Annotated in this window: 22 protein-coding genes; 17 read left to right on the top strand and 5 right to left on the bottom strand. The window is 64.9% G+C overall.

The annotated features are described in order from the left end of the window. Positions 1-34 precede the first annotated feature (34 nt). Genes PAF18_RS00740 through PAF18_RS00780 form a run of 9 tightly spaced genes read left to right on the top strand, consistent with a single transcriptional unit; the run spans position 35 to position 10,302 of the window. Complete coding sequence (locus tag PAF18_RS00740) at positions 35-709, top strand: SURF1 family protein (RefSeq protein WP_271116738.1); 675 nt, start codon at positions 35-37, stop codon at positions 707-709. 9 nt (positions 710-718) lie between these two features. After that, positions 719-2,101, top strand: coding sequence for a threonine synthase (gene thrC, locus PAF18_RS00745; RefSeq protein WP_271116739.1), 1,383 nt, complete (start codon positions 719-721; stop codon positions 2,099-2,101). Continuing rightward, a complete protein-coding gene (locus PAF18_RS00750) occupies positions 2,098-3,360 on the top strand; it encodes a M16 family metallopeptidase (protein WP_271116740.1) in 1,263 nt (420 codons plus the stop codon). The genes thrC and PAF18_RS00750 overlap by 4 nt, the downstream gene beginning before the upstream one ends. Continuing rightward, complete coding sequence (locus tag PAF18_RS00755; protein ID WP_271116741.1) at positions 3,360-3,944, top strand: GNAT family N-acetyltransferase; 585 nt, start codon at positions 3,360-3,362, stop codon at positions 3,942-3,944. The genes PAF18_RS00750 and PAF18_RS00755 overlap by 1 nt, the downstream gene beginning before the upstream one ends. Positions 3,945-3,965: 21 nt before the next feature. After that, the gene (locus tag PAF18_RS00760; protein WP_271116742.1) at positions 3,966-5,363 is read left to right on the top strand and encodes an FAD-binding oxidoreductase; all 1,398 of its coding nucleotides are present in this window, start codon (positions 3,966-3,968) and stop codon (positions 5,361-5,363) included. A 41-nt stretch (positions 5,364-5,404) separates the two neighbouring features. Further along, positions 5,405-6,346 (top strand): ABC transporter permease, encoded by a 942-nt coding sequence (locus PAF18_RS00765; RefSeq protein WP_271116743.1) that lies wholly within the window; start codon positions 5,405-5,407, stop codon positions 6,344-6,346. After that, positions 6,343-7,158 carry an ABC transporter permease gene (locus PAF18_RS00770; RefSeq protein WP_271116744.1) on the top strand — a complete coding sequence of 272 codons (816 nt, stop codon included), beginning with the start codon at positions 6,343-6,345 and terminating at the stop codon, positions 7,156-7,158. Before PAF18_RS00765 ends, PAF18_RS00770 begins: the two co-directional genes overlap by 4 nt. Then, on the top strand, positions 7,155-8,738 hold the full coding sequence (locus PAF18_RS00775) for an ABC transporter ATP-binding protein (protein WP_271116745.1): 1,584 nt from the start codon (positions 7,155-7,157) through the stop codon (positions 8,736-8,738). Before PAF18_RS00770 ends, PAF18_RS00775 begins: the two co-directional genes overlap by 4 nt. A gap of 37 nt (positions 8,739-8,775) precedes the next feature. Then, entirely contained in the window at positions 8,776-10,302 is a 1,527-nt protein-coding gene (locus PAF18_RS00780; protein ID WP_271116746.1) for an ATP-dependent DNA helicase, read from the top strand. A 6-nt stretch (positions 10,303-10,308) separates the two neighbouring features. Here the strand turns inward: PAF18_RS00780 and PAF18_RS00785 are convergent, their stop codons facing one another. Together PAF18_RS00785 and PAF18_RS00790 are read right to left on the bottom strand one after the other, a co-directional pair. Further along, entirely contained in the window at positions 10,309-11,106 is a 798-nt protein-coding gene (locus PAF18_RS00785) for an EcsC family protein (protein WP_271116747.1), read from the bottom strand. Positions 11,107-11,110: 4 nt separating this feature from the next. Then, positions 11,111-11,620: a GNAT family N-acetyltransferase gene (locus tag PAF18_RS00790; protein WP_271116748.1), complete on the bottom strand. Its 510-nt coding sequence runs from the start codon at positions 11,618-11,620 to the stop codon at positions 11,111-11,113. Positions 11,621-11,742: 122 nt separating this feature from the next. On the opposite strand from PAF18_RS00790, the gene PAF18_RS00795 reads away from it, so the two are divergent. Both PAF18_RS00795 and PAF18_RS00800 read left to right on the top strand, forming a co-directional pair. Further along, on the top strand, positions 11,743-12,342 hold the full coding sequence (locus PAF18_RS00795) for a flavin reductase family protein (RefSeq protein WP_271116749.1): 600 nt from the start codon (positions 11,743-11,745) through the stop codon (positions 12,340-12,342). Further along, positions 12,339-12,875, top strand: coding sequence for an adenine phosphoribosyltransferase (locus PAF18_RS00800; protein ID WP_271116750.1), 537 nt, complete (start codon positions 12,339-12,341; stop codon positions 12,873-12,875). The genes PAF18_RS00795 and PAF18_RS00800 overlap by 4 nt, the downstream gene beginning before the upstream one ends. An 18-nt stretch (positions 12,876-12,893) precedes the next feature. On the opposite strand, the gene PAF18_RS00805 is transcribed toward PAF18_RS00800, so the two are convergent. The 3 genes from PAF18_RS00805 to PAF18_RS00815 form a co-directional block, all read right to left on the bottom strand. Beyond that, complete coding sequence (locus PAF18_RS00805; RefSeq protein ID WP_271116751.1) at positions 12,894-13,181, bottom strand: HNH endonuclease; 288 nt, start codon at positions 13,179-13,181, stop codon at positions 12,894-12,896. Continuing rightward, positions 13,178-14,806: an MFS transporter gene (locus tag PAF18_RS00810; RefSeq protein ID WP_271116752.1), complete on the bottom strand. Its 1,629-nt coding sequence runs from the start codon at positions 14,804-14,806 to the stop codon at positions 13,178-13,180. Before PAF18_RS00810 ends, PAF18_RS00805 begins: the two co-directional genes overlap by 4 nt. A 114-nt stretch (positions 14,807-14,920) precedes the next feature. After that, on the bottom strand, positions 14,921-15,172 hold the full coding sequence (locus tag PAF18_RS00815; protein WP_271116753.1) for a GlsB/YeaQ/YmgE family stress response membrane protein: 252 nt from the start codon (positions 15,170-15,172) through the stop codon (positions 14,921-14,923). A gap of 402 nt (positions 15,173-15,574) precedes the next feature. On the opposite strand from PAF18_RS00815, the gene PAF18_RS00820 reads away from it, so the two are divergent. From PAF18_RS00820 to nuoE, 6 genes are read left to right on the top strand one after another with little or no spacing between them, the layout of a single operon-like run. Further along, complete coding sequence (locus tag PAF18_RS00820) at positions 15,575-15,940, top strand: NADH-quinone oxidoreductase subunit A (protein WP_271116754.1); 366 nt, start codon at positions 15,575-15,577, stop codon at positions 15,938-15,940. Further along, entirely contained in the window at positions 15,940-16,464 is a 525-nt protein-coding gene (locus PAF18_RS00825) for a NuoB/complex I 20 kDa subunit family protein (protein WP_271116755.1), read from the top strand. The genes PAF18_RS00820 and PAF18_RS00825 overlap by 1 nt, the downstream gene beginning before the upstream one ends. 3 nt (positions 16,465-16,467) lie before the next feature. Further along, complete coding sequence (locus PAF18_RS00830) at positions 16,468-17,085, top strand: NADH-quinone oxidoreductase subunit C (protein ID WP_271116756.1); 618 nt, start codon at positions 16,468-16,470, stop codon at positions 17,083-17,085. 3 nt (positions 17,086-17,088) lie between these two features. Continuing rightward, positions 17,089-18,324 (top strand): NADH-quinone oxidoreductase subunit D, encoded by a 1,236-nt coding sequence (locus tag PAF18_RS00835; protein WP_271116757.1) that lies wholly within the window; start codon positions 17,089-17,091, stop codon positions 18,322-18,324. Then, the gene (locus PAF18_RS00840) at positions 18,324-18,572 is read left to right on the top strand and encodes a hypothetical protein (RefSeq protein ID WP_271116758.1); all 249 of its coding nucleotides are present in this window, start codon (positions 18,324-18,326) and stop codon (positions 18,570-18,572) included. The genes PAF18_RS00835 and PAF18_RS00840 overlap by 1 nt, the downstream gene beginning before the upstream one ends. Positions 18,573-18,614: 42 nt before the next feature. Continuing rightward, on the top strand, positions 18,615-19,661 hold the full coding sequence (nuoE, locus tag PAF18_RS00845) for an NADH-quinone oxidoreductase subunit NuoE (RefSeq protein WP_271116759.1): 1,047 nt from the start codon (positions 18,615-18,617) through the stop codon (positions 19,659-19,661). The last annotated feature ends 24 nt before the right edge of the window (positions 19,662-19,685 follow it).

Consider the following 19,685-nt stretch of genomic DNA (forward strand, 5'->3'; position numbering starts at 1 on the left):
TTCCCCGCGCGTTTTTCTTTGAGATGAGACACAGATGCGCCGCTCTATCGTTCCTCCGCTGATCTTCGGGATCGTGGCCACCGCGATCCTGATGAGCCTCGGCTTCTGGCAGCTTCGGCGGCTGGAGTGGAAGGAATCGATGCTGACCGAGATTCAATCGGGGATCGACGCCGCGCCCGTCGCGTTGCCGCAGCAGGTCGATTCGTCGATGAAATACATGCCGGTGCTGATCGAGGGGCGGACCACGGGCGACGAAATCCTTGTGCTATCCGGCACCAAGGAGCGTGGCGGCGGCTATAACGTGATCTCCGCTTTCGAGACTGCCGAAGGGCGGCGCATTCTGCTGGATCGCGGCTTCGTCGATCAGGATCAGCGCCGTGAGGAGCGACCGCCCGCCGATCTTCGGGTGCGCGGCAATCTTCACTGGCCGCAGGAAAAGGGCAGCGCCACGCCAGAACCGGATCTGGAGGCAGGCATCTGGTTCGCCCGCGATGTGCCTGCAATGGCCGAGATGCTGGTGACGGAACCGCTGCTCGTCGTCGCAGCCGCCGCCGAGGGAGAGACTCAGGGGGTGATGCCGATCCCGGTCTCGATCGAGGGCGTGCCAAACAGCCATCTCTCCTATGCGGTGCAGTGGTTCCTGTTTGCGGCGACCTGCGCGGGGATGACACTCTGGCTGATCTGGCGTATCAGGCGCCGGACATATTAGGGACGGAAGATGCGCTATATCTCGACGCGGGGGAACGCCCCGGTGCTGGATTTCGAACAGGCGATGCTGACCGGGCTGGCTCGCGACGGGGGGCTGTATCTGCCCGAGACGATCCCGCAGCTGGACGACCTCGCCGGGCTGGAAAGCCTGCCCTATGAACAGGCGGCCCTGCGGGTCATCAAGCCGTTTCTGGGCGAGAGCTTTTCGGATGCCGAGCTGACCGCTGCGCTGGCCACTGCCTATGAAAATTTCGGTCATATCGCCCGCGCGCCGCTGCGCCAGCTCGCGCCCGGCCATCATCTGCTGGAGCTGTTCCACGGCCCGACGCTGGCCTTCAAGGATTTCGCCATGCAGCTGATCGGGCAGCTGTTCCAGATCGCGCTGAAACGCTCGGGCCAGCGGATCACCATCGTCGGGGCGACTTCGGGCGATACGGGCAGCGCGGCGATCGAGGCGTTCCGGGGCCTCGACAATGTCGATGTCTTCATCCTGTTCCCGCATGGCCGCGTTTCCGAGGTACAGCGGCGTCAGATGACCACGCCCGAGGATGCGAATGTCCATGCGCTTGCACTGGACGGGCATTTTGATGACTGCCAGGCGCGGCTGAAGGATCTGTTCAACGATCATCAGTTCCGGGATCAGGTCGGGCTGGCCGGGGTGAACAGCATCAACTGGGCCCGGGTGCTGGCGCAGGTGGTGTATTACTTTACCGCTGCTGTCAGCCTTGGCGCACCGGGGCGACTGGTCGATTTTACCGTGCCGACAGGGAATTTCGGCGATATCCTTGCCGGGCTGGTGGCCAAGCGCATGGGGGTGCCCATCGGCCAGCTGGTCGTCGCGACCAATCAGAACGACATTCTGCACCGCGCCCTGACCACCGGCGAATACCGCACTGGCAGGGTCGAGCCGTCGATCTCGCCCTCGATGGATATTCAGGTCAGCAGCAATTTCGAACGCGCGCTTTTCTGGGCCTATGACAGCGACCCGGCGGCGATCCGTCAGTTGATGGACGAACTGCGGCAGGGCGGCTTCACCATCAGCCAGGGCGCGTTGCAGGCGCTGCGCGAGGATTTCGTCTCGGGCCGCGCCTCCGAGGCGGAGACCACCGCGATGATCCGCACCATCCGGGCCGAGACGGGCGAAATCCTCTGCCCGCATTCCGCCGTCGGCGCCAAGGTCGCGCGCGAGCATCTGCGCGACGGCATCCCGATGGTGACACTCGCCACCGCGCATCCGGCGAAATTCCCCGATGCGGTCGAGGATGCGACCGGCATCCGCCCCGACCTCCCGCCCCATATGAAAGGGCTCTTCGACAAGCCGGAACGCGCGACCCGGGTTGAAAACGACGTCGAGGCGCTTAAATCGCTGATCCTTGAACGGAGGACGGCTTGAGCACCACCAACATCACCACGCTTTCCAACGGTCTGCGGATCGTCACACGACACATGCCGGGGCTGCATTCTGCCACGCTTGGTATCTGGGTCGGCGCCGGCGCGCGCGACGAGCGGGTCGAGCAGAACGGCATCGCGCATTTCCTCGAACACATGGCCTTCAAGGGGACCGCGCGCCGCTCGGCTCTTCAGATCGCCGAGGAGATCGAGGATGTGGGTGGCTACATCAACGCCTATACTTCGCGCGATACCACCGCCTATTTCGCCCGCGTGCTGGAGGCGGATACCGGGCTGGCGCTCGATGTGATCTCTGACATCCTTCTGAACCCTGCTTTCGATCAGCGCGAGATCGAGGTCGAGCGCGGCGTGATCCTCCAGGAAATCGGGCAGTCCATGGACACGCCCGACGATATCATCTTCGACTGGCTGCAAGAGGCCGCCTATCCCGATCAGGCCATCGGGCGGACGATCCTCGGCCCGGCCGAGCGTGTGTCCGGCTTTGGCCGTCAGGACCTTTCGCGCTTCGTCACCGAGCATTACGGCCCGGGTCAGTTGATCCTCGCCGCTGCCGGGGCTGTCGATCATGACCGGATCGTGCGCCAGGCCGAGGCGGCCTTTGGCGGGCTGAAGGCACGGCCCGGCACGTCGCGGGACGCGGCGCGCTGGGAAGGCGCCGAGACGCGGCGGGTGAAGGATCTCGAACAGGCCCATTTCACACTGGCCTTCGAGGGGCCGGGTTATCGCTCGCCCCATTACTACGCCTCGCAGGTCTGGACGATGGCGATGGGCGGCGGCATGTCCTCGCGGCTGTTCCAGAAGATCCGCGAAGAGCGTGGGCTCTGCTATACGATCTTCGCGCAGTCGGGGTTTCACGACGACACCGGCATGATGACGGTCTATGCGGGCACGGCTGGCGAAGATGTGGCCGAGCTGGCGCTGCTGACCGTGGACGAACTGAAACGCTCGGTCGACGATCTGTCCGATGCCGAGATCGCGCGGGCCAAGGCGCAGCTTCGCGCCGGCATGCTGATGGGGCTGGAAAGCAGCTCGGGCCAGGCCGAGCGGATTGCGCGGTCTCTGGCGATCTGGGGCCGGGTGCCGGAACCGGACGAGACCGCCGCAAAGCTCGAAGCCGTGACCCGTGCCGATATCGCCGATTATGCCGCCAGCCTGATTGCGCGCCGCCCGGCCATGGCGCTTTACGGGCCGGTCGAGCGTGCGCCCTCGCTGGAAAGCCTGACCGAACGGCTTGCCGCCTGATGTTCGGCCGCCGCCGTCCGATCCGGCTTGAGACCGAGCGGATGGTGCTGCGCCTGCCGCAGCATTCGGATTTCAACGGCTGGACCGCGCTGCGCATCACCAGCCGCGAGTTCCTGACCCGATGGGAGCCGACCTGGGCGGCGGATCATCTGACGCGCAAGGCTTTCACCAACCGCGTTTACTGGGCGCAGCGCGCCAGTCGCAATGGCAGTTCGATCCCCTTCTTTCTGGAACGCAGCGTCGATGGTGTCCTGCTGGGCGCGATCACGCTGGACAATATCCGCCGCGGCCCGGCGCAGATGGCCACGATCGGCTATTGGATCGGCGAGCCTTTTGCCCGGCAGGGTTACATGACCGAAGCGATCGATGCGGTGGTGCGCCACGCCTTCACCGCGCTGGATCTGTCTCGGATCGAGGCGGCCTGCCTGCCTGACAATGTGGCATCTCGCGGCGTTCTGGAACGCTCGGGCTTCAAATATGAGGGCGTTGCGCAAAGTTATCTTCAGATCAACGGGCGGTGGCGGACCCATGTGCTTTATGCCAATCTCCGCCACGACCGGCGCGGCAAGACGGGCGCCGGCTGACCGAACAGCGGAGAGCGGGGCATGTTGAACGCGGCAACGACAGAGCTGGAAGCGCAGTTGCCGCGTGGCGTGCTGCGTGAGATCGAGCCCCGCCATCTCGACGAGCCGCGCGGGCGCTATCGAGGATCGGCGGGGCTGCTCGCCGCGCCGCACAATGTCGAAGAGGTTTCGGCGGTGGTGCGGGCCTGCGCTGCTGCGCGGGTTGGGATCGTGCCCTTAGGGGGCGGCACGGGTCTGGTTGGCGGGCAGGTCATGCCAGGCGGGACCCAACCGCTGCTTCTGTCCATGGAGCGGATGACAGCGATCCGCGACATCTGGCCCGAGGAAAATGTGCTGGTCGCCGAGGCGGGCGTGACGCTGCAAGCGACGCGCGATGCCGCCCGACAGGAGGGACGCCTTTTCCCGCTCTCGCTCGCCTCGCAGGGCACCGCGCAGATCGGCGGGGTGCTGTCGACGAATGCGGGCGGGGTCAATGCGCTGCGCTATGGCACGGCAAGGGCCCTGTGTCTCGGGGTCGAAGCGGTCATGCCGGATGGGTCGATCATGCGCGATCTCAAGCGGCTTCGGAAGGATAATACAGGATATGACATCCGCGACTTGCTCATCGGGGCAGAAGGTTCGCTGGGGATCATCACCGCCGCCAGTCTTCGCCTTGTCCCTCCGCCCGCCGCAAACGGTGTCGCTCTGCTTGTGGTCTCGGACCCGGCGGCGGCGCTGTCGCTGTTGGCGCTGGCGGGCCGGCAACTCGGCGATTGCGTCACCGCATTCGAGCTGATCGCAGGGCAGGGGCCGCGTTTTCAGCAAGAGGTGATGCCCGATCTGCGTCAGCCTTTCGAGACGCCGCCCGACTGGATGGTGCTGATCGAGATCGGCCTGCCGGGCGGGCTAAGCCCGGATGGCGCTCTTGAGGGTTTGTTCGAAACCGGGGCAGAGGCCGGGCTCGTCTCGGACGGGCTGATCGCGCAATCTGGCCAGCAAGCAGCCGAGTTCTGGCGTCTGCGCGAGGAGATCCCCGAGGCCAACCGGCGCATCGGCGCCATTTCCAGCCACGATATTTCGCTGCCTCTTTCTGAGGTGCCTGGCTTTATCGAGGATGCAGGGCAAATGCTGGCGTCGATGGGCGATATCAGGATCAACTGTTTCGGCCATCTTGGAGACGGCAATCTGCATTACAATGTGTTCCCGGCAAAGGGGCGCGACCGCAGCGAATACGATGCGCTGCGCAAGCGTATTCAACACGACGTGCACGAGATGGTGGTGCGTCGCGGCGGGTCCTTCTCGGCAGAGCACGGGGTCGGGCGGCTCAAGACAGGGGATTTGCAACGATGGGGCGATCCGACGCGTCTGGCGGCGATGCGCGCGATCAAGGCCGCGCTCGACCCGCTGGGGATCATGAATCCCGGCGCGGTGCTGGCATGAGCCGTCTTGCCTGTTCCGCCCGCCGGACCTAGCCTCGCCCCATGCTGCGATATGTCGCCAAACGCCTGATCTCGCTGACGCTGAGCCTCGTTGTCGCCTCGATGGTGATCTTTCTGCTGGTCGAGATGGTGCCGGGCGATCCGGCGACTTACATGCTGGGCACCGGGGCGCAGCCCGACACTCTGGCGGCGCTGCGCGCGCAGCTCGGGCTCGATCAGCCGCTGCCGCTGCGCTATGCGCGCTGGGTCGGCAATGTGCTGAGCGGCGATCTGGGGCAGAGTTTCACCTATAAGACGCCGGTCACGGGCATGGTGCTGGACCGGATGCAGGTTTCGCTGCCCTTGGCCCTGATGGCGCTGACGATGGCCGTGCTGATCGCCTTTCCCATCGGGCTTTTCGCGGCCTCACGCCGCGGAGGGGCGGCCGATGCGGGGGTGATGGGGCTGACGCAGATTGGTATTGCGCTGCCGAATTTCTGGTTCGCCATGCTGCTGGTGCTGCTCTTTGCGGTGAAGATGCAATGGCTGCCCGCCGGCGGTTTCGCGGGCTGGAGCGATCCGGTCGCGGCGCTGCGCTCGCTTCTGCTGCCGGCCATCGCTCTGGCGCTGCCGCAGGCGGCTATTCTCGCGCGGGTGCTGCGCTCGGCGCTGATTGAGACGATGGATCAGGATTACATCCGCACCGCCCGCGCCAAGGGGCTGAGCAGAGGCAAGACGCTGCGCCGCCACGCGCTGCGTAATGCGCTGATTCCGGTTCTGACGATCATGGGGATGCAGTTTTCATTCCTTCTGGCCGGGGCGATCATCATCGAGAACGTGTTCTATCTGCCGGGTCTGGGCCGGATGATCTTTCAGGCGATTACGCAGCGCGACCTGATCGTCGTGCAATCCGCCGTGCTGGTGCTGGTCGCGGCGGTCATTGCGGTGACCTTCTTCGTCGATCTGAGCTATGCGGTTGTGGATCCGAGGCTGCGCGCGAAATGAGATGGACGCTCCTGATCGGTGCGGCTCTGGCGGGGCTGGCGGTGTTGGCGGCGGGGCTGTCATTTCTCTGGACGCCTTACGACGTCACCCAGATGGACGTGGCGAACAAGCTGCAACCGCCATCGGGTGCGCATTGGTTCGGCACCGACCATTTCGGGCGTGACATCCTGTCGATGGTGATGGTCGGGGCGCGCACCTCGATCGCCGTGGCGATGGTTGCGGTCGGGATCGGGATGGGTTTTGGCGTGCCTCTCGGCCTGATTGCGGCCGCGCGGCGGGGAAGCTGGCTGGACGAGATCATCATGCGCGGCAATGACCTGATCTTCGCCTTCCCGTCGCTGGTCATCGCGATCCTCATTACCGCGGCGTTCGGGCCGGGCGCGATCAACGCTATCATCGCCATCGGCATCTTCAACATTCCCGTCTTTGCCCGGGTGACACGGGGCGGAGCGATGCCGATCTGGACGCTCGATTATATCCGCGCGGCCCGCGTGGCCGGGAAGGGCCGGGCGCGGATCAGCGTGGAACATGTGCTGCCCAATATCGCCAATTTGCTGATCGTGCAGGGCACCATCCAGTTCAGCCTGGGCATCCTCGCCGAGGCTGGGCTGTCCTATGTGGGTCTCGGTGCGCAGCCGCCCACGCCAAGCTGGGGCCGGATGCTGGCCGAGGCGCAGACCTTTGTGACGCTGTCGCCCCATGTCGCGGTGATCCCGGGGCTGTGCATCGTGGCTACGGTGCTGGGGCTGAACCTGTTGGGCGACGGGTTGCGCGACGCGCTCGACCCCCGGTTGAAGGTGATGCAGGCATGATCGAGACGCGGAATCTCTCGGTCGCCATTCGCGGCACCCCGATCCTGCGCGACGTGGATCTGCGGCTGGAACCGGGGCGGATCACCGGGCTGGTCGGCGAATCCGGGTCGGGCAAGTCGATGACGGCGCTTGCGATCATGGGTCTGCTGCCGCGCGGGTCAAGGACGGGTGGCGAGGTTCTGCTGGATGGCGACGACCTTCTGTCGAAATCCGAGGCAGAGCTGTGCCGCATCCGGGGCAACCGCATCGGCATGATCTTCCAGGAGCCGATGACCGCGCTGAACCCGCTGATGACCATCGGCGACCAGGTGGCCGAGGTGCTGCGCATCCATCACGACACCCCGCGCGAGGCAGCGCTGAAGCGGGCGCGCGACCGTCTCGACCGCGTGGGTCTGCCCGAACCGCGCTTTCCGCTGTCGCTTTATCCGCATGAGCTTTCGGGCGGGCAGCGGCAACGCGTGGCGATCGCTCTGGCGATTGCCGAGGCCCCCGACCTGCTGATCGCGGATGAACCGACCACGGCGCTCGACGTGACCACGCAGGCGCAGATCCTCGATCTGCTGCGCGATCTTGTGCGGGATGAGGGGATGTCGCTGCTGCTCATCACCCATGATCTTGCGGTGGTGGCGGGGATCGCGGATCAGGTCGCGGTGATGAAGACCGGAGAGGTGGTCGAGGCGGGCGACACAGAGGCGCTGTTCCGCGCTCAGTCTCACCCTTACACGCGCGACCTCTTCGCCGCCTCGCGCCATGCGCCCGATCGGGTGCCGGTGGCCGAGGATGACAGCCCGATCCTTTCGGTGCGCGACGCGGTCCGCGAATATGTCCTGCCGCGCCCGTCTGCCTTTGCGGCGCATCCGGTGCTGCGCGCGGTGGACGGGGTGAATTTCGAGATACGGGACGGCGAGTCGGTCGGGCTGGTTGGCGAATCCGGCTGCGGGAAATCGACCCTGACCCGCGCGATACTCGGGCTCGATCCGTTGCAGGGCGGCGAGATCAAGCTGGGCGGAGAGAAGGTTCAGGCGGGGCACGCGATGAAGCCCTCGCTGCGCGCCAAGGTCCAGGTGGTTTTTCAGGACCCGTTCGGCAGCTTCGATCCGCGCTGGCGTGTGGACCGGCTGATCGCCGAGCCGTTCCATCTGACAGGCCGCCCGAGCGACTGGCGCGAGCGGGTGGCGCAGGCGCTGTCCGAGGTCGGTATCGATCCGGGCGCATCGCGCCGCTATGTGCATGAATTCTCTGGCGGGCAGCGTCAGCGGCTGGCCATTGCGCGCGCGCTGATTATCCGGCCGAGGCTGATCGTGCTGGATGAGGCCGTCAGCGCCCTCGACGTCAGGGTGCGGGCGCAGGTTCTGGATCTTCTGGCCGAATTGCGCCGCAGTCACGGCATGGCCTATCTGTTCATCAGCCATGATCTCGGCGTGGTGCGCGGGGTGACTGACCGGGTTCTGGTCATGGATAAGGGCAGGCTCGTCGAAACCGGGCCGACCGCGCAGGTCATGGACAGCCCCTCCCACCCGACGACGCAGCTTCTGATGGAGGCGATGCCGGAAATTCCGCCGGAATGGGCGGTTGGCTGAGCTTCCCTTCGGGCTCGCCCCGGTCTAGGCAAGCGGAATGAGATTGCCCGCATTCTCCCCCGATCAGGCCGAGGCCTGGGATACGCTCTCTGACGTGCTGGAGGGGGCCGGGATCGACCTCACCGCCGAAGAGATCCTGCCGCCGCAGCCCGGCAAGGCGCGGGTGATGGCGGTGATCGGCAAGGCGGGCTCGGGCAAGACGATGATCCTTGCCGCGCTGACCAGGGCCCTGCGCGAGGCGGGGGTCGAGCTGATCTCGGGCGATTACGAGGGCCGCAGGCGCAAGGATCGCCGCACTGTCGCAGTGCTGGCGCCAACCAACAAGGCGGCCTTCGTCCTTCGTATGCGCGGCGTGCCGGCGACGACCATCCACCGCATTCTTTATACGCCGGTCTATGACCCGGAATATGAAAAGATCGCCGACTGGCTGACCGGCACCGGGGACCGCCCGGCGATCGAGGGACTGACCGATCAGGCGCTCGACCGGGCCCGCGCATTCTATGACCTGCACGCATCGATCCCCGGCGCTCTGGCGGCGGCGGGGCTGCGCGGCTCGGATTTCATTCAGGGCTGGAAGCGCCGCGAGGACGGGCTGGATATCGGGCTGATCGACGAATCCTCGATGCTGGATCAGCGGCAATTCGAGGATCTGCGAGAAATCTTCCCGGTGCTGGTGCTGTTCGGCGACCCTGCCCAGCTTGCTCCGGTCGGGCAATCGGGGGAAATGGTGTTCGACGGGCTGGCTGCGCCGCAAAAGCTGGTGCTGAACCGCATTCACCGGCAGGCGGGGGACAGTCCGATCCTCGATCTGGCTCATGCGCTGTCGGATGAGAGCCTCGATTTCGCCGGGTTCGAACGGATGGTGCGCGCCGCCGCCGCCGCCGACCCGCGCGTGATCTGGGCCGAGCGGGTGGAATCCGATCTGATGGCGCGCAGCCCGGTGCTGGTCTGGCGCAACGCGACCCGCATCCGCCTGATCACGGCGTTTCGCGCCGCGCATGGCGCGCCCGGCGATGCCCTGCTGCCCGGAGAGCCGCTGATCTGCGATGGGCTGGAACTGCCCTTGAAGCACCGCAAGAAGCGCATCGACCTGGAGGCGCGGGGGCTCATCAAGGGGGCGCAGGTGGTTTATCTCGGCCCCGGCAAGAAGCCCGGCTTTTCCCGGCTGCATGTCATCGGGGCCGAGGAACCGCGCCTCTCGGCGGCCTCGATCGTGAAGATCGAGCTGCCGGACGAGGACGAGCCCTTCATCCCCTTCGCCGCCCGCATGGGGGCCAGTTTCCTGCACGGGGCGGCGGTGACGATTCACAAGGCGCAGGGCAGCCAGTGGCCCGATGTGCAGGTCTTCGGCCCCGATATTTCCGCCGCCGCATGGTCGGGCCGGTCCGAGGCGGGGATTCCGCTATGGAAGCGGCTCACCTATGTCGCAATCACCCGCGCGCAGGAGCGGCTGCACTGGGTCACGCGGGCGCGTCTGGCGCGCCCGTCGGGCGCGTTGAGCGTCGAGGATCTGGAAACTCCGGCGGCGCCGCTGGAACTTCAGGCCTCAGAGGACGCAGGCTGAACCGGCTCAGGCCCGACGGGCCGGAGTCTGCTTGTTCTGCAACGAGTCGATGCGGGTTTCCAGCCGCTCGACAAGCGCGTCGCGGGGCAGTCCGGTCTCGCGCGACAGCCGCATGATGCCGAAATGCACCCGCGCCATGTCCTGGTAATAGCGCGCGAAGGCATAGTTGATCGACGCCCCCGCCGCCGCACCGAGGATCGGCACGGCCTGCGCGCCCATCTTGGTCAGCAGCCGCGTGGCGATCTGCGGTGCAAGGCTGGTGATCAGCGATTGCAGCGTGCGCCCGTTGACGGCCAGCCGCGCTGCGACCAGACCGGTGTCGGTGCCGTCATCCTCGGCCAGCGGCCCGCCCGAGGCAAAGACCCGCAGCGCCTCGGCCTGGATATCCTCGCTTTGCGGGTCCAGCCCGTGTTCCTCGGCGATTTCGAGGATGGCGCGCAGAAGGATCGTCACCGTCACCGGCAACTCGATGACAGCGCCGGTCAGGCCCGCCGCGCCGCCCACGGCACCCGCAGCGGTCGTGCCCATGCGGTTGAACCAGTCGCCCCGGTCGCGCAGCACCCCGCGAGAGGCCGATGCCACGCGGAAGGTCCGGCGAAGCGCACCCTCCACGCCGCGATCGACCCGGCGGCGGATGAAATCGGGCAGGCGCTTCATCAGCTCTTCCCCGCCGCCGCCGATACGCTCGATCAGCTCCATGGCAAGGCCATGCGCTTCGATATAGCGGCGGGCGAGCTTGTCGATCTCGGTCAGCACGCTGGCATCGCTGATCGGCGGCAAGACGATTTGCTGGCGGTCGGCCATGCGGTCAATCCTCTGGCGCGGCGTCCGTATCGGTGCCGGTGTCGCGCCTCACGCGGCCCGATATACCAACCCAGGCACCGTCGCGAAGTTCCAGCCCCAGAACCCGCTCGGGGTTGGTCGGCGGCGGCATTTCGACCGCTTCCAGCCGCTGAAAGCCAAAGCGACCGTAATAGGGCGCATCACCGACCAGCATCACCCGCGCCCATCCAAGCTCGCGCGCCCGGCCCAGGCTTTTCTGCATCAGCCAGGCGCCCAGCCCTTCGCCCTGCGCGGTGGGATGCACCGCGATCGGCCCGAGCAGCAGCACGCGATGCCCGCCCACCCGCACCGGCCAGAACCGGATTGCGGCGCGCAGCGTGCTGTCCTGGCGCAGGATCAGGCACAGATCGGCGACCGGATCGACATCCTCGCGCAGCCGGTAAGAAGACAGCGCCGTCCGCCCCGGAGCGAAGCACAGATCCATCAGCGCCTCGACCTCATGCCAGTCCGAAGGCTGTTCGACGGTGATCTCCACTCAGCCCTCCGTTCTGTTCCGCGAGTGTCGCCGCGATGCCTAAGCGGGTCGGTGGGGCTTTGCAAGAAACCGGTGGACGCTTCCCCGGACCGCGGGCAGGATGCGCCCTGCAAGGAGGCGCCATGTTCTACAGACCAGAGGCCGGTCACGGCCTGCCACATAACCCGTTCAATGCCATTGTCGCGCCCCGGCCGATCGGCTGGATCTCGACCCGCGGGGCGGATGGCGACAATCTGGCGCCATACAGTTTCTTCAACGCTGTGGCCTATGTCCCGCCGCAGGTGATGTTCTCTTCGACGGGAACCAAGCAGGACCGCGGGAAAACCAAGGACAGCGTGGCCCATATCGCCGAGACGGGTGTGTTCTGTGTCAATATCGCCTCTGCCGCGCTGAAGGATCAGATGAACGCCTCAAGCGCGCCGCTGCCGGCCGGGACAAGCGAGTTCGAGAGCGCCGGTATCGCGCAGACCGAATGCGAGACGATTTCCTGCGCAAGGGTTGTGGACGCGCCGGCCAATCTCGAATGCAGGCTGACCAAGATAGAGCGCCTCGCCGGTGAGGCGAACTGGCTGGTTCTGGGCGTCGTAACAGGCGTCCATATCCGCGAGGATTGCATCGTCGACGGCCGGTTCGACCTCAAGCGTGACGGCTGGTTGAGCCGGATGGGCTATCGCGACTACGCCGCAGTCCATGAGCTTTTCGAGATGGAGCGACCGGAATGAGCCAGAAAACCGTCAGGGATTACATCCGCAGCATTTACGACTTCCCGCATGAAGGGATCATCTTCCGCGATGTCACGACGCTGTTCGCCGATGCGCGCGGCTTTCGAATGGCGGTGGACCAGCTTTTGCACGGCTATGCCGGCGAAAAGATCGACAAGGTCGTCGGGCTGGAGGCGCGCGGCTTCATCCTTGGCGGTGCGGTGGCGCATCAGCTGTCGACGGGCTTCGTGCCGATCCGAAAAAAGGGCAAGCTGCCCGGCACCGTTATCTCGGAAGCCTATGAGCTGGAATATGGCGAGGCGGTGATGGAAATCCACGATGACGCGCTGACCGAGGGTGAGCGGGTTCTCATCGTGGATGACCTGCTGGCCACGGGCGGCACGGCCGAGGCCGGGATCAAGCTGTGCCAGCGGCTTGGCGCACAGGTGATCGGCTGCGCCTTCGTGATCGACCTGCCGGAGCTCGGCGGCCGCGAGCGGCTTGAGGCGATGGATATGCCGGTTCACGCGCTCTGCTCCTTCGAAGGCGCATGAGCCGCGACCGTGCGCGCCCTATCTGACCCGCCCGTTCCAGTCCGGCGGGCGTTTCGCCACCCAGCCGTAGAAGCGCGCCAGATCCGGATGCGCTCGCAACGCCTCGGGGGTGTTGTAATGCCGGGCGAGCTCGGTCTCGCTCAGCGTCTTGTGGATCACCTTGTGGCAGACATGATGAATCAGCACCGTCGCTCCGCCCTTGCCGCCGCGGAGCTTGGGGATCAGGTGATGCCGGCTTTGCGGCACGCCGGGCGGGATCGGGCGCAGGCATAGAGGGCAGGTGGGAATGTCGCCCGCTTCGGTCACGGCACGTCGATCTTCCCGCGCAGCGGCACATCGGCATGGGACGCGACATTCTGGCGCTCGATCAGGCGGTGCACCACCGGATCGCCCTCGTCGCGATGCAGGTTTCGCAGGGCTTCTGTCACGCCGATATCGGTCATCGTCCGTCTGGTGTTGTGCCGGATGTAATCGTCCCATGTCGCGATATGATAGCTTTCCGACCAGTAATCCGGCCGCTCGAGATCGCGCAGCAGCACCCAGGACCGGGCCCCGTCTCTGCGACGTATGTCGCGGCGTTTGATCATCAGGGTGAGGAACTGCTCGGTATCCTCGGGCGCGATATGGTAATCGACCATGACCATGATCGGCCCGGACCGGCCGCGCAGGTCGAGCCCCAGCACCGGCTCGCGAAAGCGGTTGGCGGGGGACAGGTCCGACTGGCTGAACTCGGGCATCGGCATTGCAAGCCCGATGGCCGCCGCGCCGATCAAACCCACGGCGGCGGCGGTCAGGGCGTATTGATGGCCCGAGGCCTGCGCCACCGCCCCCCAGAGCCAGGCGCCCATCGCCATTCCGCCAAAAGTCGCCGTCTGATACAGCGCCAGCGCCCGCGCCACGACCCAGCGCGGCGTCGAAAGCTGCACGGTGACGTTGAACAGCGACAGCGTCAGCACCCAGGCCATGCCTGCCGGGAACATGGCGAGCGCATGGGCCCAGATGCTGTCGGTCAGGCCCAGCACCGCCAGCGACACGGCGAAGATGATCATGCCGCCGCGCACCACCCATTCATTGTTCATCTTCTCGCGAATCCGGGTGTTGGTCAGCGCCCCGATGATCGCGCCCGCCCCGAAACAGCCCAGCAGAACGCCGAACAGCAGCGAGCCGCCCTCGGGATGGGACTTCGCCACCAGCGGCAGCAGCGCCAGCAACGAGGCCGCCGTCAGGCCAAAGGTGGCCGAGCGGGTCAGCACCCTCACCAAATTGGGCGACAGCGCCACATAGCGCAGCCCTGCGCCTACTGCTGCGACGAAAGGCTCCCGCGCGACGGTGCGCTTTGGGTAGTCGGGACGCCAGCGCAGCATCGCGAAGATCAGCGGCACATAGCTGAGCGCATTGACCAGAAACCCGACCGCGGCCCCCAGCGTGGCGACGATAAGCCCGCCCGCCGCCGGTCCGATCGAGCGCATCAGGTTGAAGCCGACCGAATTCAGCGTCACCGCCTGCGGCAGATCCTCACGCGGCACGAGATCTCCGACAGATGCCTGCCAGGGCGGGTTATAGAGCGCCTGGCCCATGCCGATCAGGAAGGTGAACCCCAGAAGCAGCCAGGGCGTGATCCCGCCCTGCCAGGTGAACAATGCCAGCAGTGCTGACATGAAGGACATGAAGGCAATCGCGCCCAGCATGATGTGGCGTCGGTCGAAGTTATCCGCCAGCGCCCCCGATACCAGCGCGAACAGCATGATCGGCAGCGTGTTCGAGGCCTGGACAAGCGCGATGAGCGTCGCATTGGTGGTCAGCTGAGTCATCAGCCATGCAGCGCTGACCGCCTGAACCAGCCCGCCGAAATTCGACACAACCGTCGCGCTCCACAGAGTGCGGAAGGCGGTATGCCGGAATGGGGCAAAGGTGGAACTGCTTGATGACATCACAGGGAGACTGTCCAAAAAAGCAAACCCCCGCAAGCGCGTTGCGGGGGCTTTTTCTGTCACCGGGCACGAGAGACTTCAGCCCTCCGTGCCCGGAAAACCGCGTCGCGCCGCTCAGGTGGCGCGGTTGATGAGCCGCAGGATCACCAGCAGAATGACCGCGCCGATGGTGGCCCAGATAATCTGCATGACGATATTGCTCGATTCGCCGGCAAGCCCGATCGCGGGGAACAGGAACGACGCGATCAGCGCGCCGACGATGCCGACGACGATGTTCATCAGCAGCCCCTGTCCGTGTCCTTTGACGATCTGGCCAGCAAGCCAACCAGCAATAGCGCCGACGATAATCGCAACGATGATACCCATGAATCCATCCCTTTTGCATTCAGCATCACCGGAGAGTTCCGGCGATTTCCGTTGCCGAAACGCCTGTCCGCGCGCAAGGTTCCGATAACAAACCCCAATTTCTGATTGCTGCTGCACTGCCGCAACCCGCATGGTCGCCTTGCTGGAGGGTTAGGACAAATTGTCTTGTTGTTTCGCTTGTCGCGGCCCTTGTCTCATGTGATCCTGCGAACCACCTTTGGAACAACGGCCAAATTGCCGGTGACGCCTGTAATGCTGGCGAATATGGCCGATCGCGATGGCCCGAAATGGCCACTGAATCGCCCCGGCCCGAGTTGACCCTGCCTGATGGCAGGTCTAAACGGGCGATAGCCCAACCTAAAACGCGATCCAGCCGGATTGCGCCATCAGGGAGCCTGTAAAGTGGACTATCTTCTGTCCGAATACCTGCCGATTCTGGTCTTTGTCGGAATGGCCTCGGCACTCGCGCTGATCCTGATGGCGGCTGCGGCCGTTCTGGCGGTGCGCAACCCCGACCCGGAAAAAGTTTCCGCCTATGAATGCGGATTCGAGGCGTTCGACGATGCGCGAATGAAATTCGACGTGCGCTTCTATCTCGTCGCCATCCTGTTCATCATCTTCGACCTTGAGGTGGCCTTCCTGTTTCCCTGGGCGGTGAGCTTCAGCCAGCTTTCGGATGTCGCCTTCTGGGGCATGATGCTGTTCCTCGCCGTTCTCACCGTGGGCTTCGCCTATGAATGGAAGAAGGGGGCGCTGGAATGGGCGTGATGGTCGGACAGAACACAGCCGGCGCCGATCGTGACGTGCAGGTGCGCGAGCTGTCGAACGAGCTTCATGACAAGGGCTTCCTGCTGACCACGACCGAGGACATCATCAACTGGGCGCGCAACGGCTCGCTGCACTGGATGACGTTCGGTCTGGCCTGCTGTGCGATCGAGATGATGCAAGTCTCGATGCCGCGCTATGATGTGGAGCGTTTCGGCACCGCGCCGCGTGCGTCGCCGCGACAGTCGGACCTGATGATCGTCGCCGGAACGCTGACCAATAAGATGGCCCCGGCGCTGCGCAAGGTCTATGACCAGATGCCCGAGCCCCGCTATGTCATCTCGATGGGAAGCTGCGCGAATGGCGGCGGGTATTATCATTATTCCTATTCCGTGGTGCGCGGCTGTGACCGGATCGTGCCGGTGGATATCTATGTGCCGGGCTGCCCGCCGACCGCCGAGGCACTGCTTTACGGTATCCTGCAACTCCAGCGGCGCATCCGCCGCACCGGCACTCTGGTGAGGTAGGTCATGGCGCTTTATCCCGATACCGACGCGCTTACCGATCTGTCCGAGCTGGTTCAGGCCCGTTTCGACGATGACGTGCTGAATACCGAGATCGCCTTTGACGAGCTGAACGTGACCGTGACGCTCCCGGGTCTGCTGCGGGTGATCGAGTTCCTGCAATCGGATGCGAATTGCCGCTTTTCGACGCTGATCGACATCACTGCGGTCGACTATCCCGAGCGTCCGGCCCGGTTCGATGTCGTGTATCAGATGCTGTCGATGTATCAGAACCAGCGCATCCGGGTGAAGGTCGCCGTGCGCGAGGACGAGCTGGTGCCGTCGGCCACCGGGCTGTTCCCGGGCGCCGACTGGTATGAGCGTGAGATCTTCGATCTGTTCGGCATCATGTTCTCGGGCCATCCCGATCTGCGCCGCATCCTGACGGATTACGGATTCCGCGGGCATCCGCTGCGCAAGGATTTCCCGACCACCGGCTATGTCGAGGTCCGCTACGACGAGGCGTTGAAGCGCGTGGTCTATGAACCCGTCAAGCTGACGCAGGAATACCGGCAGTTCGATTTCCTTTCTCCGTGGGAAGGCGCGAAATACGTCCTGCCCGGTGACGAAAAGACGGAGGGCTAAGCCATGGACGGCGATATTCGCGTCAACAGCTATGACGATGGCTCGGTCGATGCCGAGACCGATGAACAGGCAATCCGCAACTTCAATATCAATTTCGGTCCCCAGCACCCCGCCGCGCATGGCGTGCTGCGCATGGTGGTCGAGCTTGACGGCGAGGTGGTGGAACGCGCTGACCCGCATATCGGTCTGCTTCACCGCGGGACCGAAAAGCTCATGGAGTCGCGGACTTACCTTCAGAACCTGCCGTATTTCGACCGGCTGGACTATTCCTCGCCGCAGAATCAGGAACATGCCTGGTGTCTGGCGATCGAGAAGCTGGCCGGGATCGAGGTGCCGAAGCGGGCGCAGATCATCCGTGTGATGTATGACGAGATCGGCCGCATCCTGAACCATATGCTCGGTGTCACCACCGGGGCGATGGATGTCGGCGCGCTGACCCCGCCGCTTTGGGGGTTCAAGGCTCGCGAAGAGCTGATGGTGTTCTGTGAACGTGCCTCGGGCGCCCGGCTGCACATGGCCTATTACCGGCCCGGCGGCGTGCATCAGGATCTGCCGCCGGATCTGGTCGACGATATTGAAGAGTGGTGTGACAGCTTCCCGAAATTGCTGGACGACCTTCACGGGCTTCTGACCGAGAACCGAATTTTCAAGCAGCGCCTCGTCGATATCGGCGTCGTGACCGAACAGGACGCGCTGAACTGGGGTTACAGCGGTGTCATGGTGCGCGGCTCCGGTCTCGCATGGGATCTGCGGAAATCGCAGCCCTATGACGGTTACGAGGAATATGATTTCCAGATTCCGGTGGGCAAGAATGGCGATTGTTATGACCGCTATCTGGTTCGCATGGCCGAATGCGTGGAGTCGGTCAAGATCATCAAGCAGGCCTGCCAGAAATGGCGCGAGACGCCGGGCGAGGTGCTGACCCGCGGCAAGGTCGCACCGCCGCGCCGGACCGAGATGAAGACCGACATGGAAAGCCTGATCCATCACTTCAAGCTTTACACCGAGGGCTTCAAGGTGCCCGCGGGCGAGGTTTATGCTGCGGTCGAGGCACCCAAGGGCGAGTTCGGGGTTTATCTTGTCGGGGACGGCACCAACAAACCTTATCGCGCCAAGCTGCGCGCGCCGGGTTTCGCACATCTTCAGTCGATGGACTGGATGGCGACGGGGCATATGCTGTCGGATATTCCCGCCTTCATCGCGACGCTCGACATCGTGTTCGGCGAGGTTGATCGCTGATGCGTGGGCTGCGCGCTTCGGTGGCGCTCTGCGCGGCGCTGGCGGGTCTCGTGGCCTGCGGCCAGCGTGATCCGGACTGGCTGACACCGGAACGGTCCGGCCCGCATGTGCTTCAGCTCATGCCGGGCTCCGCATCCTGTGACGCTGCCCCGGCACCGGACAGCGCAGAGATTGCGGCGTTCTTGGGCGCCGTGCAGACGCAGCCGGTCGCGCCGCCGGATCATTGCAAGAAAGTTCCTTCGCGCTGATCCGCGGCGGGACTGCTGACATCAAGGAACGGATAGACGAACATGCTTCGCCGCCTCAGCCCCATCCAGCCGGACTCCTTCGAGTTCACGCCCGCCAATCTCGACTGGGCGCGTGCGCAGATGACCAAGTTCCCCGAGGGACGCCAGCAATCGGCGATCATCCCGGTTCTGTGGCGCGCGCAGGAACAGGAGGGCTGGCTGAGCCGCCCGGCCATCGAATACTGCGCTGAATTGCTGGGCATGGCGTATATCCGCGCGCTGGAAGTGGCGACGTTCTATTTCATGTTCCAGCTGCACCCGGTGGGCAGTGTTGCGAATATCCAGATCTGCGGCACGACGACCTGCATGGTCTGCGGTTCGGGCGACCTGATCGCGGTCTGCAAGGAAAAGATCGCGCCGCAGCCGCATACCGTGTCCGCTGACGGCAAGTTCTCCTGGGAGGAGGTCGAGTGTCTTGGAGCCTGCGCGAATGCGCCGATGGCTCAGATCGGCAAGGATTATTACGAGGATCTCACGCCCGAAAAGCTTGCTCAGCTGATCGATGCGATGGCGGCGGGACAGGTGCCTCTGCCCGGCTCGCAAAGCGGACGCTACGCGTCCGAGCCGGCAGAGGGGCAGAGCGCGCTTACCGGGCTGAAGCCGCCGGCCGAGCAATATAACGCCTCGGTCGCTCTGGCCGCCGAGCTGGGCGACACGCTCAAGCGCATCGATGGCACCGAGGTGCCGATCCTGACCCCCTGGGTAACGAGCGAAAACCCCGAGGGTGAGGATGCACCGGTGGACACGCCGCCGCCTCCGGGTTTCGACGATGACGATCTGGCGGATGTCGGTCGCCGCCCTGCCGCGCTTGGTGCGGCACGGGACGGAAATCCGGACGATCTGAAGCAAATCAACGGAGTTGGTCCGAAACTGGAGGAATTGCTGAACAGCCTTGGCTTTTACCACTTCGACCAGATTGCGTCCTGGAGCGATGAGGAAGTCGCCTGGGTCGACGCGAATCTCGAAGGATTCAAGGGCCGTGTGACGCGCGATGGCTGGGTCGAACAAGCCGACCGGCTGGCGCGGAGCAGTGAAGGTGCGGACAGCTAGGATCAACCGCAACAACGGGGTGAC

Origin of the sequence: Paracoccus sediminicola, assembly GCF_027912835.1 — a bacterium.
Taxonomy (GTDB): domain Bacteria; phylum Pseudomonadota; class Alphaproteobacteria; order Rhodobacterales; family Rhodobacteraceae; genus Paracoccus; species Paracoccus sediminicola.

Excerpts from the sequence above, each read along its gene's own strand:
- PAF18_RS00740 (WP_271116738.1), top strand. The coding sequence starts at position 35 with ATGCGCCGCTCTATCGTTCCTCCGCTGATCTTCGGGATCGTGGCCACC.
- thrC (WP_271116739.1), top strand. The coding sequence starts at position 719 with ATGCGCTATATCTCGACGCGGGGGAACGCCCCGGTGCTGGATTTCGAA.
- PAF18_RS00755 (WP_271116741.1), top strand. The coding sequence starts at position 3,360 with ATGTTCGGCCGCCGCCGTCCGATCCGGCTTGAGACCGAGCGGATGGTG.
- PAF18_RS00760 (WP_271116742.1), top strand. The coding sequence starts at position 3,966 with ATGTTGAACGCGGCAACGACAGAGCTGGAAGCGCAGTTGCCGCGTGGC.
- PAF18_RS00765 (WP_271116743.1), top strand. The coding sequence starts at position 5,405 with ATGCTGCGATATGTCGCCAAACGCCTGATCTCGCTGACGCTGAGCCTC.
- PAF18_RS00770 (WP_271116744.1), top strand. The coding sequence starts at position 6,343 with ATGAGATGGACGCTCCTGATCGGTGCGGCTCTGGCGGGGCTGGCGGTG.
- PAF18_RS00775 (WP_271116745.1), top strand. The coding sequence starts at position 7,155 with ATGATCGAGACGCGGAATCTCTCGGTCGCCATTCGCGGCACCCCGATC.
- PAF18_RS00780 (WP_271116746.1), top strand. The coding sequence starts at position 8,776 with ATGAGATTGCCCGCATTCTCCCCCGATCAGGCCGAGGCCTGGGATACG.
- PAF18_RS00785 (WP_271116747.1), bottom strand. The coding sequence starts at position 11,106 with ATGGCCGACCGCCAGCAAATCGTCTTGCCGCCGATCAGCGATGCCAGC.
- PAF18_RS00795 (WP_271116749.1), top strand. The coding sequence starts at position 11,743 with ATGTTCTACAGACCAGAGGCCGGTCACGGCCTGCCACATAACCCGTTC.
- PAF18_RS00800 (WP_271116750.1), top strand. The coding sequence starts at position 12,339 with ATGAGCCAGAAAACCGTCAGGGATTACATCCGCAGCATTTACGACTTC.
- PAF18_RS00810 (WP_271116752.1), bottom strand. The coding sequence starts at position 14,806 with ATGTCATCAAGCAGTTCCACCTTTGCCCCATTCCGGCATACCGCCTTC.
- PAF18_RS00815 (WP_271116753.1), bottom strand. The coding sequence starts at position 15,172 with ATGGGTATCATCGTTGCGATTATCGTCGGCGCTATTGCTGGTTGGCTT.
- PAF18_RS00825 (WP_271116755.1), top strand. The coding sequence starts at position 15,940 with ATGGTCGGACAGAACACAGCCGGCGCCGATCGTGACGTGCAGGTGCGC.
- PAF18_RS00830 (WP_271116756.1), top strand. The coding sequence starts at position 16,468 with ATGGCGCTTTATCCCGATACCGACGCGCTTACCGATCTGTCCGAGCTG.
- PAF18_RS00835 (WP_271116757.1), top strand. The coding sequence starts at position 17,089 with ATGGACGGCGATATTCGCGTCAACAGCTATGACGATGGCTCGGTCGAT.
- PAF18_RS00840 (WP_271116758.1), top strand. The coding sequence starts at position 18,324 with ATGCGTGGGCTGCGCGCTTCGGTGGCGCTCTGCGCGGCGCTGGCGGGT.
- nuoE (WP_271116759.1), top strand. The coding sequence starts at position 18,615 with ATGCTTCGCCGCCTCAGCCCCATCCAGCCGGACTCCTTCGAGTTCACG.